The 15,291-nt window shown below is 55.8% G+C and carries 19 protein-coding genes; 11 read left to right on the top strand and 8 right to left on the bottom strand.

What is annotated here, in order from left to right:
* Positions 1-72 precede the first annotated feature (72 nt).
* From rlmE to FHS30_RS17430, 3 genes are all read left to right on the top strand, one after another.
* Positions 73-699 (top strand): 23S rRNA (uridine(2552)-2'-O)-methyltransferase RlmE, encoded by a 627-nt coding sequence (rlmE, locus tag FHS30_RS02435; protein WP_183907948.1) that lies wholly within the window; start codon positions 73-75, stop codon positions 697-699.
* Between the two features lie 159 nt (positions 700-858).
* Positions 859-1,266, top strand: a complete 408-nt coding sequence (locus FHS30_RS02430) for a VOC family protein (protein ID WP_183907946.1) — start codon at positions 859-861, stop codon at positions 1,264-1,266.
* Positions 1,263-1,481 carry a cysteine-rich CWC family protein gene (locus FHS30_RS17430; protein WP_183907944.1) on the top strand — a complete coding sequence of 73 codons (219 nt, stop codon included), beginning with the start codon at positions 1,263-1,265 and terminating at the stop codon, positions 1,479-1,481. The genes FHS30_RS02430 and FHS30_RS17430 overlap by 4 nt, the downstream gene beginning before the upstream one ends.
* 301 nt (positions 1,482-1,782) lie before the next feature.
* Here the strand turns inward: FHS30_RS17430 and FHS30_RS02420 are convergent, their stop codons facing one another.
* The 3 genes from FHS30_RS02420 to FHS30_RS02415 all read right to left on the bottom strand — a co-directional run bounded on the left by FHS30_RS02420 (position 1,783) and on the right by FHS30_RS02415 (position 2,759).
* Positions 1,783-1,971 (bottom strand): hypothetical protein, encoded by a 189-nt coding sequence (locus FHS30_RS02420; RefSeq protein ID WP_183907942.1) that lies wholly within the window; start codon positions 1,969-1,971, stop codon positions 1,783-1,785.
* A gap of 88 nt (positions 1,972-2,059) precedes the next feature.
* A complete protein-coding gene (locus FHS30_RS17265) occupies positions 2,060-2,188 on the bottom strand; it encodes a hypothetical protein (protein ID WP_281368176.1) in 129 nt (42 codons plus the stop codon).
* Positions 2,189-2,312: 124 nt separating this feature from the next.
* Complete coding sequence (locus FHS30_RS02415) at positions 2,313-2,759, bottom strand: hypothetical protein (protein WP_183907940.1); 447 nt, start codon at positions 2,757-2,759, stop codon at positions 2,313-2,315.
* Between the two features lie 108 nt (positions 2,760-2,867).
* On the opposite strand from FHS30_RS02415, the gene FHS30_RS02410 reads away from it, so the two are divergent.
* A complete protein-coding gene (locus FHS30_RS02410; protein WP_183907938.1) occupies positions 2,868-3,032 on the top strand; it encodes a hypothetical protein in 165 nt (54 codons plus the stop codon).
* Here the strand turns inward: FHS30_RS02410 and FHS30_RS02405 are convergent.
* Positions 2,995-3,984 (bottom strand): GTP-binding protein, encoded by a 990-nt coding sequence (locus tag FHS30_RS02405; RefSeq protein WP_183907936.1) that lies wholly within the window; start codon positions 3,982-3,984, stop codon positions 2,995-2,997. The two genes, FHS30_RS02410 and FHS30_RS02405, sit on opposite strands and share 38 nt — an antisense overlap.
* 244 nt (positions 3,985-4,228) lie before the next feature.
* On the opposite strand from FHS30_RS02405, the gene aguB reads away from it, so the two are divergent.
* Positions 4,229-5,107, top strand: coding sequence for an N-carbamoylputrescine amidase (aguB, locus tag FHS30_RS02400; RefSeq protein WP_183907934.1), 879 nt, complete (start codon positions 4,229-4,231; stop codon positions 5,105-5,107).
* The gene (gene aguA / locus FHS30_RS02395; protein WP_183907932.1) at positions 5,104-6,192 is read left to right on the top strand and encodes an agmatine deiminase; all 1,089 of its coding nucleotides are present in this window, start codon (positions 5,104-5,106) and stop codon (positions 6,190-6,192) included. The genes aguB and aguA overlap by 4 nt, the downstream gene beginning before the upstream one ends.
* Before the next feature lie 88 nt (positions 6,193-6,280).
* Here aguA and FHS30_RS02390 read toward each other — a convergent pair whose 3' ends face one another.
* From FHS30_RS02390 to FHS30_RS02375, 4 genes are all read right to left on the bottom strand, one after another.
* Positions 6,281-7,444, bottom strand: a complete 1,164-nt coding sequence (locus FHS30_RS02390; RefSeq protein WP_183907930.1) for a methyl-accepting chemotaxis protein — start codon at positions 7,442-7,444, stop codon at positions 6,281-6,283.
* 164 nt (positions 7,445-7,608) lie between these two features.
* Positions 7,609-7,989 (bottom strand): DUF3718 domain-containing protein, encoded by a 381-nt coding sequence (locus FHS30_RS02385; RefSeq protein ID WP_183907928.1) that lies wholly within the window; start codon positions 7,987-7,989, stop codon positions 7,609-7,611.
* Between the two features lie 276 nt (positions 7,990-8,265).
* The gene (locus tag FHS30_RS02380) at positions 8,266-8,475 is read right to left on the bottom strand and encodes an MDR/zinc-dependent alcohol dehydrogenase-like family protein (RefSeq protein ID WP_183907926.1); all 210 of its coding nucleotides are present in this window, start codon (positions 8,473-8,475) and stop codon (positions 8,266-8,268) included.
* A 175-nt stretch (positions 8,476-8,650) separates the two neighbouring features.
* Positions 8,651-9,031 carry a VOC family protein gene (locus tag FHS30_RS02375; RefSeq protein ID WP_183907924.1) on the bottom strand — a complete coding sequence of 127 codons (381 nt, stop codon included), beginning with the start codon at positions 9,029-9,031 and terminating at the stop codon, positions 8,651-8,653.
* A gap of 47 nt (positions 9,032-9,078) precedes the next feature.
* Between FHS30_RS02375 and FHS30_RS02370 the strand changes: the two genes are divergently transcribed.
* The 5 genes from FHS30_RS02370 (at position 9,079) to FHS30_RS02350 (ending at position 15,282) form a co-directional block, all read left to right on the top strand.
* The gene (locus tag FHS30_RS02370; protein WP_183907921.1) at positions 9,079-9,516 is read left to right on the top strand and encodes an SRPBCC family protein; all 438 of its coding nucleotides are present in this window, start codon (positions 9,079-9,081) and stop codon (positions 9,514-9,516) included.
* Positions 9,517-9,605: 89 nt separating this feature from the next.
* Positions 9,606-11,669, top strand: a complete 2,064-nt coding sequence (locus FHS30_RS02365; RefSeq protein WP_183907919.1) for a M13 family metallopeptidase — start codon at positions 9,606-9,608, stop codon at positions 11,667-11,669.
* 203 nt (positions 11,670-11,872) lie between these two features.
* Positions 11,873-12,517 (top strand): PAQR family membrane homeostasis protein TrhA, encoded by a 645-nt coding sequence (gene trhA / locus FHS30_RS02360; protein ID WP_183907917.1) that lies wholly within the window; start codon positions 11,873-11,875, stop codon positions 12,515-12,517.
* 36 nt (positions 12,518-12,553) lie between these two features.
* Entirely contained in the window at positions 12,554-14,326 is a 1,773-nt protein-coding gene (locus FHS30_RS02355) for a hybrid sensor histidine kinase/response regulator (RefSeq protein ID WP_183907915.1), read from the top strand.
* 230 nt (positions 14,327-14,556) lie between these two features.
* Positions 14,557-15,282 (top strand): hypothetical protein, encoded by a 726-nt coding sequence (locus tag FHS30_RS02350; protein ID WP_183907913.1) that lies wholly within the window; start codon positions 14,557-14,559, stop codon positions 15,280-15,282.
* The last annotated feature ends 9 nt before the right edge of the window (positions 15,283-15,291 follow it).

The raw sequence follows: 15,291 nt of genomic DNA, 5'->3' as shown, positions 1-15,291 counted from the left end.
GGCCACATCAGCGGACGCGTACAATGGCGCCCTAAAGTTTGAGGGCTGCAAGCCCAGCGCGATGGAAACCCTATGGCTCGATCAAAAAGTAGCAACCGCTGGCTCGAAGAGCACGTTAACGACCCCTATGTGAAAAAGGCGCAGGTAGACGGCTATCGCTCCCGCGCCAGCTATAAGCTGTTAGAGATCAACGACAAAGACAAGCTAATCCGACCAGGTATGCTGGTGCTCGACCTCGGCTCGGCACCTGGCGGCTGGTCACAGGTCGCGGGCCATTTAGTGGGTTTGAAAGGCCGTGTGATCGCCTCTGACATTCTGCCCATGGACCCCTTGGATCAAGTGGAATTTATTCAGGGTGACTTTACAGAAGAATCCGTATTTGACGAAATTATGGCCGCATTGGGTGGCGCTCAAGCGGATCTGGTGATATCCGACATGGCGCCCAACATCAGTGGCGTCGATGCCGCGGATCAAGCTGCCTCCATGTATTTGGTGGAGCTGGCGCTGGACATGGCCCAACAAACCCTCAAACCCAAAGGCAATTTTTTAGCCAAGGTTTTTCACGGCGAGGGCTATGACCAATACATCAAAGATGTGCGCGCGGTGTTCGAAAAAGTTGTCATTCGTAAACCCGACGCCTCTCGACCCCGATCGCGCGAAGTATATGTGGTTGGCAAAGGGTTAAAAGCCCAACGCTGAGGCGGCTTGGCCCGTACGCAATGACGCGTGAATTGAAATGCAGTACTTAATCGCGCGCTGGTTATCGCCAAAACGTATTATCCACTGAGCGAGCGCTATCTCACGAAGCCCACTGGCGCGCTAAACTGGTAAAAGCTCCGCAGTTCAATAGGCTCAGTCATGCCACAGATTACGCCATACCTTATGTTCAACGGTCGCGCCAAAGAGGCACTGGCACTTTATTGTGAATGCTTTCCCGACGCGGAAGTCACGCAATTAGAAACCTACGGCCCAGAGGGCCCGGGCCAACCGGGCACCATTAAGCTGGCGCGTTTTACCTTGGCAGAGCAGGCCTTTATGGCCATCGATAGTCCCACTGGGCACGACTTTGATTTCACGCCCGCCCATTCATTTTTTGTTGAGTGCGTATCAGCCGAACAGCAATGCGATTTGTTGGCGCAATTGGCCGAGGGTGGCCACGTGTTAATGCCGCTCGACAATTATGGTTTTAGCGAAGCCTTTACGTGGATTACCGACCGCTTTGGCGTGTCCTGGCAGCTCAACTTCCATGGGACGCATCCAGCATGACCCATGCACCGCAAATAACTGGGAGCGCGATACCGACTGATGCCCGCCAGTGCGCCGTTTGTGGCGCCGACAATCAATGTGCAATCGCCGCAAATCCCGGCGCCACCGATTGCTGGTGCCGCGCGCAGCAATTCCCCGAGACACTGCGCGCGGTGGTATCTTCCGAACAATGCATTTGTGCGTGCTGCGCCGAGAATGCGTTACTTCAAAGTTAAGTCATCGACGCCCACAACACCCTCAGTGCCACCAGCGCCGATCCTCTCCACCCCCAATATCCCGCCATGCTCCAGATCTGTGCATCTCAGCTTTTTAACCATTTCTAATGCACCAATACTTACCAAGCTTTCATCGCCTTTGATCTGCGCCTAAAGAAACCCAACATTTATCACCAAGAATATCGCCAATTTATTTACATTTATTGCGCAAACTTTATTTTTTATTGTGCTTTTAAAAATTGGCACGACCAATGCAATAACAGAGTCGTAGTTAGGCAGATCGCCGATTCGATTTATTTTTTTAGGGATTCACCAACGAGGTAATTGCCATGCGTTTTACAGCACCTATTACAAAGGCCGTTTCAATCACTCTCGCAACCACTGCGCTATCGCTAATGGGCAGCGCCGCACTTGCCAGCAATTGCGACAGTGTGACGCAACCGGCGGCACCGAGCATTCCTGCGCCCACCGAACGTAGCACTGCTGCCATGCTGTCAACACAAGAAAATGTAAAAAGTTACGTGACCGCCACGCGCGAATATTTGAAATGTGTACACTCGACGCGCGCCCACAATGCGCTAGTGGATCAAGTGTACGCGGTCGCGGCTGAATACAATGCAGCCCTGCAGGAATTCAAAGCGAGCACTCGCTAAGCATTTGCCCGCGCTGCAGGCGTGCAGCGATTCATCGGGCTTACGTTGTTTCATTGCTCTCCTGCTGTCACCTTTTGACAGAACGGCGCATCAATTGCAGAGCGCATACTGGGCTCTGCAATTGAACGCCGGCTTTTCATATTGACGGAATAAACATTGTGCCCGCGCAACAACATCGCTACTGCAAGGGCAGCGTCACATCCGCGATTTGTCCCAAGTGTTCGGAAAATTCATCGACACATTGCAGGTACTGTTTCAGTGCGGCGCGCCTCGCCAAGGTGTTCGGCGTGCACAATTGCCGACATAGGTATCGATAGGTAAACCACAGAGCCGTCTTTGCAGCGTGCGCTTGGTTATTGCGCTGCGCCATGCTCATCCACTGCTGCGTAGCGGTGACCAGCTCTCGCTCGCCAAAGCTCGAGCGGCTTCCGCGCCCCACATCGGTCACCCAGAGCGACGCAATATCAAATGCACAGGTAAAAGCCTGATGCGCTTGCGGCCATTGCTGTTGCTGCCACGCGTCCGCGGCCAACACCATGGCCCGCTGCCAATATACGGCCGCGTGCGCGGGTGAGCGCGCCACCTGTGCCTGATGATAACTACACAATCCCGTTATTTTTTTCATCGCCTCGTCCTCTCACCTACCAACAATCCACTTATTGATAATGATTATCATTTGCGATATAACAAATGGCAAGGCTTTTTGATTAAACATTCCGACACGGAGGCAGCAATGAACCAAAAGCAATCGGCAAAACTGATCGTTGAAATTGAGGCGGGCGCCTTACAGCGCTTAATGGCAGACGGTAGGTTGGCCGCGGCGGAATTTCGCTGCCAGCGACCGGCGGACAAAGCCAAAATTAAGCGCTGGTGTCTGGAGCACGCCTGTCGTCGCTAGCGAGGGCGAGCAAGGTATCGGTAACAACCGCTGCGTCTAACGGTGTGTGCGTCAATAGCTCCAACCGGGAATCCGGCGTCTCGGCGAGCGACCGCTGTGACATCACGCCATCGACAAAATTGAAGGCAATGGCGCCCTCTGGCGTTCGCATCACCGCCTTTAACCGCTCGCAGGGTAGCGCCGCGAAGGCCAGCTCCAGGGCGCTCGCGTCGAACACCAACGCGGGGTGAAATGCCCAACCCTGCGCGCAGAAACCCTCGGCGCTGCGGCTGGTATAAAAAACGCCTTCGGCGTTGTAGCGCGGCGCCAACGTCAGCAGCGGTGCAGCATCGGGGAGCAAGTCCTGTGACGCCCGTCGAATGGCTGACGTCTGTGGCGGTAAAGCCTGCGCTGCGACCACGTCCAACACCGGCCGCGCGGGCCAACCGCAGGCGGCCAAGTATTCCGCTATGCGCGCGATGGTGTCAGCGGGATAAAGATCGGACTTGGCCGCCACCAGCACATCGGCGACGGCAATCTGTTGATTGAAAATGGCGTGGTCGGTATATCGCGCATCATCCAGCTTGCGTGGGTCCACCAGGGTCACCGTGGGGGCCAAGCTGACAAAATTTTCGAATTGGGGCGATTGCAGCACCGCCAATATTTCCCGTGGGTGCCCCAACCCAGAGGGCTCAATAAACAACCGATGCGGTTTCAACCGCCCCAGCAGATGCTGCAGCGCCAAGGCAAACGGCAGACCGTTAGCGCAGCACAGACACCCGCCCGGCACTTCTTTAATGGTGATGTCATCTGCCCCTGCAGCGCCCAGCAAAGCGCCATCTAGGCCCAGCTCACCAAATTCGTTGACCAATACGGCCCAGTGCTCTGCCACCGGTTTGCGTGACAACCAATGTTGCAGCAGGGTGGTTTTACCCGCCCCCAAAAAGCCTGTGATTACTTGTACTTGCGTCACTCACCAATCCCATCTTCATTACACTATCGCCCTTCTGCGCAGTTTACCCGCCATTGCCAAATGGCTGGAGCGGCATCTACCCTGAGCAGGCCATTTATTCAAAAGAAAAAAGGGCGCTACACTGTGCCTTCAGTCGAGTTTTCCGTCTAGCTTTGCTGCTGGCCTCTTTTCTGGCCAGATTCGTTCTACCACAGAGGTCGCTTTTGGGCTGGCACCAATAAGCCCACTAATTAGGAGATGATGCATGTCCCGCAAGGTTACTGTTGCCGCCACTCAAATGGCTTGTTCTTGGGATCGCGATGCCAATATCGCCAACGGCGAAAGGCTGGTACGCGAAGCCCACGCACAGGGCGCTCAGATTATTCTGCTGCAGGAATTGTTCGAAACACCCTATTTCTGCCAAAAGCCCAACGCCGATTACGCCCAACTGGCCACCGAGCTGGCGCACAATCCCGCCATCCAACACTTTCAACAGGTGGCAAAAGAGCTGGCAGTGGTATTGCCCATCAGCTACTTCGAACGCGCTGGGCGCGCTCGCTATAACTCCATTGTGGTGATCGACGCCGATGGCGAAATTCTCGGCAACTATCGCAAGAGCCACATCCCCGACGGCCCTGGCTACCACGAAAAATACTACTTCAACCCCGGCGATACGGGCTTCAAGGTTTGGCAGACGCGCTATGCCAAGATCGGCATTGGCATCTGCTGGGATCAGTGGTTCCCAGAGTGCGCGCGATCCATGGCATTGATGGGCGCCGAGCTGTTGTTTTACCCCACCGCCATTGGCACCGAGCCGCACGACCCAACCATTTCCTCGCGCGACCACTGGCAGCGCGTACAACAGGGTCACGCCGGCGCCAACCTAATGCCGCTGATCGCCTCCAATCGCATCGGTCGCGAAGACCAGGAGGACTATCACATCACCTTCTACGGCTCGTCCTTCATTGCCAATCAGTTTGGTGAAAAAGTGTGCGAGGCCGACGAAACCAGCGAAGCCGTGTTGGTACAAAGCTTCGACCTCGATAAGCTCGAAAAAATTCGCACGGCCTGGGGCGTGTTCCGCGATCGCCGCCCGAACCTGTACGGCCCCGTGGCCACTCTGGACGGCGAGCTGCCCGCATGAGTACGCCCAAAACTGACGGTTTTTTCATGCCCGCCGAGTGGGCGCCACAAAAGCAGGCGTGGATGCTCTGGCCCGAGCGCACCGACAATTGGCGCCTGGGCGCCAAGCCCGCCCAGGCCGCGTTTGCGGCCGTGATGCGCGCCATTGCACAATTTCAACCACTCACCGTGGGCGTTTCACAAAGCCAATTTGAAAACGCCAGCGAACAATTGGCAGATTGCGCCAACATTCGGGTGGTTGAAATCTCCAGCGACGACGCCTGGGTGCGCGACACCGGCCCCACCTTCGTGATTGATGGCAAGGGTGGCGTGCGCGGTGTGGATTGGCGCTTTAACGCCTGGGGCGGCTTCGACGGTGGCCTCTACTTTCCGTGGCATCGCGACGACCAGGTGGCCCGCAAAATTTGCCAGCTAGAGCAGGTACAGCGCTATCGCACGGATGACTTTGTACTCGAGGGCGGCTCCATCCACGTGGATGGCGAAGGCACCCTGATCACCACCGAAGAGTGCCTGCTCAACGCCAATCGCAACCCGCACCTCAATCGTGAACAGATCGAAGCATTGCTAGCGGACCACTTGGGGATCAGCAAAGTAATTTGGCTGCCCGATGGGCTCTACAACGACGAAACAGATGGCCACGTTGACAACTTCTGCTGCTTTACCCGTCCCGGCGAAGTGTTGCTGTGCTGGACCGACGACCCACAGGACCCCAACTACGACCGCGTTAGAGCCGCCATGGACGCGCTTAGTCAACACACGGATGCCCAGGGTCGCCGTCTCAAGGTGACGAAGATGCCCATTCCCGGGCCGATCTTTGCCACCGCCGAGGAGTGTGAAGGTATCGATCAAGTGGCGGGCACCCAGCCGCGCGACCCCGCCATCCGTCTAGCGGGTTCCTACGTGAACTTTTTGATTATCAATGACGCCATTATTGCGCCCTGTTTTGACGATCCAAAAGACGCCGAGGCCAAGGCCATCTTGCAGGGCTGCTTCCCCGAGCGCACGGTGGTGATGGTGCCGGGCCGGGAAATTTTGCTGGGCGGTGGCAACATCCACTGCATTACTCAGCAACAACCTGCGCCCTGAATGGGCAACCTTGTAGCCCCGAATAAAAAAGGCGCGATGAGAAGCCTCATCGCGCCTTTTATACAATGCCAAACCAACCACAGGGATCCTAGGTTTTAAACGCATCCACCTTGGTGCGCAGATCCTGCACCGCCTGCGACAGCTCATTGGCGATGTCTGCCAATTCGCCGATATCCTGTTCTGACATGTTAGCTGCAGTCGCCAATTGCTCTACCTCCCCAAGCACTTCATCGACCTTCACACTAACCGAGTGAATCGTGGAGTGCCCGTGGTCGCTACTTTGGCCCGTCAGCTGAGCCACCTCCTGCATTACATCGCAGGCCCCCACGATCACATCGCTGGCCTCGCGCGATGTGATGCTGAGCGCTTCGAGGGAGCTCTTTTGTTGATCCACTTTTTTACCTGCCGCATCGATGGCGCTGGTAATGGCCGAGATGATTTCGTTAATTTCCGTCAAGCTGTTTTGCGTCGATTGCGACAAGCCTCGCACTTCGTCAGCCACCACAGAGAAACCTCGGCCGTGTTCACCGGCGCGTGCAGCCTCGATGGCGGCGTTCAAGGCTAACAGGTTAGTTTGATCGGCAATGCCGTTAATCACCGCCAATACATCTTTAATTTTCAATGCGTTAGCGGAGAGTGTGGCGAAGTTCTCGGTAATTTCGTTACTGGCTTTAACGTGTTCATCCACCATTTCGGCCATGGCACCAATGTTGGAGCGCGAGGCCTGAAGCTGCTCGTTGGCGCCCGTTACCTGCGTGTTGGTCTGCTCTGCCCGCTGGCTGATACTCTTGGTCAGCTCATGCATCTCTTGCATATGCGTGCGCGCACGGCCCACGATGGCCACCTCACTGCGGATGCGTTGCCCCATATTTTGTCCCGTTGTGGACAAATGCTTCGCGGCCTCTTCGTTGGCACCCGCCACCCGTTTGATATCGCTCATGGCGCTCTGTATTTGTCCGCGAAACGTATCAATTGTGGCGACGATTTCACCCATCTCAGAATTGAGCGAAGTGTTCACATCACAGCTCACCGACAGGTCTTTGCTGGCAAAGTGCTGAAAGTAGGTGCCTACCTGCTGCAGAGCATCGACCCCCCAGCGCTTTTCATCGATATCGTGAATGATCAGCACCACTACCAGCAGCCCCTGGATGATCAAACTGGGGGTATTATCAGTAAAGAAGAACGCGTTGATCGACAGCAACGCGATGCCCACCCAGTGCACCAAGCGCATCCGCAAAAATAGAGACGTCATAGCTCCCTCATAACAAAGACACAACAATGTCTTTCAGGCTAGCACACGGTTGGCAAGCGACAAGGAAAAGTGGGCAATTCCCAATACCCATATACCCCGCAGGGATAAAAAAAGGCACGCCGTTTAGCGTGCCTAGGGTTAGGGGTGAATATTGAGATACAGCGTTAACGACTAGCGACTTCTTCAGTGGTAATACGCTGATTGCCATAGAATTTGGGCGTTAGGTAGCCCACCACTTTTTTGGCTTCTACCTCTTCAGCAAAAGTAATCAAGTTCTGATCATTACACGCATAGAAGGTGTGAGCACGTCGGCGGTCAATGGGGGCGACACCTTGATAGAGCGCGTTGCGCAATTGGTTTGGCTGATCTCGCACAATGGCTTTGCACACGCTGCTAGCGTCATTGTCTACAACGACATACACTTTCCCATCGCGCTCTATGCGGGTATCGGCACTGGCAAACATAGCACCGGCACTCAGAACAACGCCCGCGAATAGCGTCGCGGCCAACCGAAAACTTGCTGTTTTTGAACTGATTGTGTTCATGATAAAACTCCTGTGACTCTTCTCTTTGTAGGGATTTCCCTGCTGGTTTTGCTCGCGTCCTAGCGCTGCGAGTTGTAACCAGTATCTAGAGTTTACGAGAGAAAAACAGACGTATTCGGCAGGTGGCGGATTTATACCGATCGGCGCCTAGCCGCCGCTAAAGCGAACGGCTTACGCGCCAAAATGTGCGGCCAATGGCATTTTTTTGCGGTGAAAAATTTGACGACGCCGCAACGTGACGCCGCATTAAAAAAGCGGCTATAAAACTAACTCGCTTTATAATTCAACCATCAACTTACCTTCATTTTTCCCACTGAAAAATAGCGGCAAACCGTCTATCGCCGACGTTAAACCTTTGAGCACATGGGCGCGGTATTGAATTTTTCCGGCGCTGACATAGGGGCTGAGTTTAGCGATGAGCTGACCGGCTTCGTGTAAGTGATCGGGCATGGCAAAACCCTGAACGGTTAAACGCTTTTTGATCATGCGGATCCAGTTGGGGCCGGGTGCCGGGTTGGCCGACAGAATATAAATCGGGGCTCAAACCTTTAGTGGGCCTAGCCACCAATCGAATCACTGTATGCTGCATGACGTCTCTCCGTTGTAGCTTAGTCGTCTCTTATATGAAAATGAAAGATGGACTAGCAGTATGAAAAATGGATCAGGGCGCCGCCTCGCTGTGCAGCGCCAATCGATTGCCCTCACTGTCGCGCACAATAGCGCGCCACCCATGGGGGCCAATGGGGTGCGCTGGCTCCAGCAGTTGCCCGCCCGTGAGGCACGCTTGCTGCACGGCGTCAGCCAGCCGGCCCTCCACTTGCCAGTAGATTAACGGGCCATGTTCCGTGACATCCTCAGGCTTGATGATCAAGCAAGCGCCGCTGCCTGCACCATGGGCCAGCACGGCAAATGCGCTACCTTCAAATGATTCTTGAGTCACCTCGATGGCGAGCACGCGGCTATAGAATTTTGAGGCCCGCGTTAAATCGCTCACGGGAATGTCCGCCCACACAATTCGATCTTGTTTTGATGCTTGGCCCATCGTCATACTCCTACGCTATTGTCATTGCACCTTAGCAGGAGATTGCCATGCCCCTCCAATGTCTCGTGATGGATTATCACTTTCCCTGTTCGCCTGAGGTCTTGTTCGAGCGCTTAACCGACCACGAGCAATTCGGCAAGCTGATTGGCCAAAGCATTAAGCGCATACAAGATGGACCCGAGAGCACCCCCAATGGCGTGGGCTCGGTGCGCCGTATTCATCTGGCACCGGGGATCAGTTTTGATGAAACCGTCGTCGACTATGAAGCCCCGCGCCGCATGGTGTACCGCGTCAGTCGTGGCAGCCCCATTAAAAATCACCGCGGTGAGCTGCTATTTCACGCAACCGACGACGGTACCCGGCTGGTGTATCGCATCGAGTTCGCCCCCAAACTGCCTGGCACCGGCTGGCTCCTGGGTAAACTCATTCGGGGTCCCCTTGATAAGGGCTTGCGCAAACTGCAAACCGCCCTCGCGACGGGCTAGAGTTGCGCTTTTTCAGCACTGGCTCGTCTTACCCACAGCCGCGCCATCCGCGCGCTCAGAATAACAAGTGAAACACCAAAGGAACCCCGATGACTGCTTTCAACCTTAAACCCCTATTTGCGCCAGCACTGGCCGCAGCGGCCCTGTCAGGCCTGCTGGCGTGCAGTGGCGACACCGCGCCCACTACTGAGGACAGCGCCAAAAAACAAGCGCTGAATGCCGGCATTGAACGCGCCAATGGCGATTCAAGCGTGCGCGCCCAAGACGATTTCTACCGCCATGTGAATGGCCAGTGGCTCGCCAACACGGAAATTCCCGCCGACAAGTCCAACTACGGCTCCTTTGGTATTTTGGCGGACGCCGCAGAAGCGCAATTGCGCGCCATCATCGAGGAAGCTGCCGCTGCGCCTTCCGAGCCGGGCACCGAAGCACAAAAGGTAGGCGACTTCTTCAAGAGCTATATGGATACCGCCAAGCTCGAGCAGCTGGGCATGTCGCCCATTGCGCCCATTTTTAACGAAATCGATGCCATTGCCGATAAAGACGCCCTGATGACGTGGTTTGGTCAAGCCAGCCGCTCTGGCATGCGCACGCCCGTGGCCGCCTTTATCAACCAAGATAAGCGCGACGCAACCCGCTACGCTGTGTACACCTATCAGTCGGGCCTAGGTTTGCCAGACCGCGACTACTACTTAAAAGATGACGAAAAGAGCCAAAGCCTGCGCGAAGCCTATAAGGCGCACATCGCCACCATGCTCGAATTGGCCAAGCTGGACGCCTCAGTTGAGGCCATTTTTGCCATCGAAGCCGCGCTGGCCAAGGGCCAGTGGGCACGCGTCGACAATCGCGACCCCGTAAAAACCTACAACAAAATGCCCATGGCGGAGCTGAGCAAACTGTCTGCGGCCGTCAATTGGGCCAATTGGACCAAGGCCCTGGGTATCGATAGCGAAGCCGACATCATTGTCTATCAACCCTCCTACATGACCGCCTTTGGCGACGCTCTGGCGGCCCAATCACTGGCAGACTGGAAGGCCTACGCCAAGTGGAAGGTACTGTCTGGCGCGGCGCCCTTGCTGAGCAAGGACTTTGACGAAGCCAACTTCAATTTTTACAGCAAGACCCTGCGCGGTGTTGAAGCACAGCAGGAACGCTGGAAGCGCGCTGTACAGTTTACCGATAACGTCATCGGTGAAGCGGTGGGCAAAATCTATGTGGAAAAACACTTCCCCAAAGAAGCCAAGGCGCGCATGGAGAAGCTGGTGCAAAACCTGCTGGTTGCCTTCGGTCACGGTATCGACGGCCTCGAGTGGATGACCCCCGACACCAAGGTGGCCGCCCGCGAAAAACTGTCGAAGTTTACCTACAAAATTGGCTACCCCGACAAGTGGCGCGATTACAGCTCCCTGGAAATCAAAGCTGATGACCTGATCGGCAACGCCAAGCGCGCTGCGGTGTACGAGTACGAGCGCGAACTGGCCAAGCTGGGTCAACCCATCGATAAAACTGAGTGGGGCATGACGCCGCAAACGGTCAACGCCTACTACAACCCCGTGGCCAACGAAATTGTATTTCCCGCGGCCATATTACAGCCTCCGTTCTTCAACATGGCCGCTGACGACGCGGTTAACTACGGCGGCATTGGCGCGGTAATCGGCCACGAAATTGGCCACGGCTTTGACGATTCAGGCTCCCAATATGACGGCGACGGCAACCTGCGCAACTGGTGGACCGACACCGATCGCGAAGAATTTGAGCGCCGCACCGCGGTACTTGTTGAACAATTTAACGCCTTCGAACCACTGCCCGGTCAATTCATCAACGGCAAGTTCACCCTGGGTGAAAACATCGGCGACTTGGGCGGCATGACCATTGCGCACAAAGCTTACCAATTGTCACTCAACGGCAAACCTGCACCGATCATTGACGGGCTAACGGGCGACCAGCGGTTCTTCATGGGCTGGGGTCAAGTTTGGGCGCGCAAGTATCGCGATGAAGAGCTGTCCCAGCGCTTGATCACCGACCCGCATTCTCCCAGCGAGTTTCGCGTGAACGGCATCGTGCGCAACATGCCAGAGTTCTACAACGCCTTTGACGTCAAGCCTGAGGATGGCCTCTACTTGGCGCCCGAGCAGCGCGTTAAAATTTGGTAACCGCTAGCAACAGCTGCGAATTCCAACGCCTGACTGCTGAGTCAGCGGTCGGGCTGCGGTAGCGAGACACCATAGTAAAAAAGGGAAGCGCGCTTCCCTTTTTTTATGTTCGCCATTTACGGTTATACTGCAGTACATACGCGGTCCAATTTCGCACTTGCCGCAGTCATCGCCCATTCGCAGTATCAGCGCCAGAGTCCGATATGAAACCATCGCACGAATCCCCCTACTCCTTGGCCGAAGAGCTCGCCAATAGCATTAGCCATGGTTTAGGCGCAGCCCTGAGTGTGGCCGCGCTAACGTTAATGGTGGCAGTGTCCTTAGCCGCCGAGGATGGCTGGAAGCTGGCCAGCGCCATCGTCTACGGTACGTCCTTGGTATTGCTCTTTCTCGCGTCAACGCTGTATCACTCCGTAGCCAATACCCGCGCCAAGCAACTGCTGCGCCTCTTAGATCACTGCGCCATCTACCTGTTGATTGCCGGCACCTACACGCCGTTTTTGCTCATCAATTTGCGCGGCGCTTGGGGCTGGACACTGTTCGCCGTGATCTGGAGCTTGGCGCTATTTGGCGTATTTTTTAAGATTTTTTTCCAACACAAGTTTCCCCGGCTGTCGCTGTTCACCTATATATTGATGGGCTGGCTGATTATCGTCGCCATGTCTGAAATGATTGCCAAGGTGCCCTCGGGCGCCCTGTGGTTGCTGCTGGCAGGCGGATTAGTTTATACCTTTGGCGCCGTGTTCTATGCGTGGGAACGCATCCCATACAACCACGCCATATGGCACATGTTTGTGCTGGGCGGCAGCACTTGCCACTTTCTGGCCATCTACCTCTATGTCATGTAGATCCCGATAATGTCGATCCTGCTCAATTGAGACTTTATGGAACTAGCCAACGCGCAACACGATAAATCGGCGCCATTGAGTGCACCCGAGCAACGTGAAATTTTGCACCTACTGGCAAAACAGAGCCTGCGCGTTCCCCTAGCCAAGGTTCCCTCGGTGCTACTGATTGTCGCGCTGGCTTGGCGCTACACCGCCCACGAGGTCTTACTCGCCTGGGCCGCCTGCATGACCGGCATCATGTTGCTGCGAGGCTGGCAGCTCCACAATATCCACGAACGCTTTCAATCGCGCCCGCAGGATGGCCTGCGACTGGGCGTGTTACTCAGTGCACTGAACGGCGTCGGCATGGGCGCTTCTGTGCTGCTATTCCCGGAACTTCCCGAAGTGGAGCGGGCCATGCATACCCTGATAATGCTGGGCATTACCACGGGTGCTATCGCTACCACTGCCGGCCACTTAGGTTTATTTCTCGGCTATGCAATTCCGGTCATGACGCCTTTAGTGGTGATGTGGAGCATTGTCGGTGGCACTGAAGACAGCCCCTGGATCGGCCCCACCATCGGCATGCTGATTGCTTTTTTCTTACTGATGATGGTGTCACTGGCGCGCGATGTGGCCCGGCTGTATCGCGAATCCTTCCGCATTCGGAGCGAACAGGCGAGCACCAACGTGCAATTGCAACAAGCGCTCTCTCAGGCGGAAGCTGCCAGCCATGCTAAAACCCGTTTTTTGGCGAGCGCCAGCCACGATTTGCGCCAGCCCATCCACACCCTGAGCTTGTTTTCAGCGGCCCTTTCGCGCCGCGCCCTCGACGCCAAGAGTCAACAGATCGCCCACCATATGGAGGGCGCCATTGACGCGCTGGCGGCTCAGCTGGATGCGCTGCTCGACATCTCCAAGCTCGACGCGGGTATCGTGACCGTGAAACCCAAGCCCACCAACTTGCGCAACCTGCTTGAGCGCCTGTATGAAGAGCACCTGCACAATGCTCGGCAAAAACACCTGCATCTGGGCATATCGGCCCTGCAGGATGTCACCCTCAATTTAGATCCGGTATTACTGGATCGCATATTGCGCAATCTCATCGGCAATGCCATTAAATACACCGACCAAGGTGGCGTCGATATCGAAATGCAGAGCGACGCCAACACCGTTTGCATCAGTGTTGTTGACAGCGGTCGCGGCATTCCCGAACAGGAGCAAAAGCGCATTTTTGAAGAGTTTTACCAATTGGACAATCCGGAGCGCGATCGCTCCAAGGGTTTGGGCCTGGGGCTAGCGATAGTCAGCCGGCTGGCCCAGCTGCTAAACATCGAAATGGCACTGAGCTCCACACCGGGACAAGGCACGCGCTTTACCCTATCACTGGCCCGCCAGGAACACACCGCAGAGACAGCGGCAACGCCCGAGCAAGAATTTTCCGTGCCGTGGCAAGCGCTGACCGTACTGGTTGTCGACGACGACGCCTCCGTGCGACTCGCTATGGGGGCGCTACTGCAGGAATTGGGCTGCACCGTGCTCAGCGCCGACAACGCCGAGAGCGCACTGGCCGTCAGTGCCAATCAGCAGCCCGACCTAATACTGTCGGATGTGCGCCTTAAAGGCACTGAAGACGGCGTCGACGTCGTACATGCCGTGCGCCAGCGCTTTCCAGACCTACCCGCGCTGTTAGTGAGTGGCGAGACGGCACCCGACGTGCTGTCGAAACTGGAACGAACGTACCTAAACCTAATTCATAAACCCGTCAATCTCGCGAGCTTACGACAGGCCATTGGCGAGCTGCTGTCCCCTGAAAAATCAACAACTTAGCGCTTAACTACACCATTTGGGGTAGCGTTTTTCACCCCTCCCGCCACACAAATCTTGCGTCATTTGGCACCTAGTTCGTTGTAGTTCACCCACTGCTCCAGCCGTACGCAATGACGACTTGGTCACTGTTTGTACTATCTAAGGCTGCGCAGCACGGGCTAATATAAAAAGGATGTTGTGGGTTGTTGCACCCAGACAAATGCATACGGGGCAAGGCCCGAGGACAAAAAATGATCAAACACCCAATCACCGGTGTGCTCGCGTGCCTACTGGCCGTGAGCCTGCACGCAAGCCCCATCGACGAGATGAAAACGCGCTACCCTGGCACCACGCTAACGGTCGGCACTGATGCCGACGCCCAGCCAGAGGGCCTCTTCTACCTGCGCGGCAATATTCAAATAGATGCCGCGCGCGGTGCGAGCCACGCCGGTGCCAATCAAACCCGAGACCCAGCACTGGCAAAAGCCGAGCAGTTTTTTGATGAAAGCCCAGCTTTTTTCGCCGCCGGTGCCGGTGACATGCGCCTGCATAAGCGCACCACCGATCGCTTTGGCAACCAACATCTGCGCTTTCAGCGCGTGCTGAATGGCATTCCGGTAGCGGATATGGAAGTACTCGTACACCTGAACGCAGAGGGCGACATTACCGGCGTCAACGGCCACATCGTGCGCCCCTCTAAGGCACTGCTTAGCCATATGACCGACAACACAACACCAACACTGACCAAATTGGAAGCGCTGCAACGGGTTGCCAATCAGCGTGGCACCGATATTTCTGGCGTGCGTCTGCTCAATGCAGAGATGCTATTAGCCAATGAAGCCCCGCATATTCGCTGGCACTTGGACGTCAATCCATCGCGCGGTGTAGGTCGTTTTAGCTATTGGCTAGACGCGCAAACCGGCGCCTTGATTGACGTGCAAAACACCTTGCGCCACCCCATTCCTTTGAACCGCTAACCGGAGACA

It is taken from the genome of Simiduia aestuariiviva, assembly GCF_014192475.1.
GTDB classification, from domain to species: Bacteria; Pseudomonadota; Gammaproteobacteria; order Pseudomonadales; family Cellvibrionaceae; genus Simiduia; species Simiduia aestuariiviva.
Note: the sequence above shows the minus strand (reverse complement) of the source record. Positions and strands in the feature narration are given on the sequence as shown.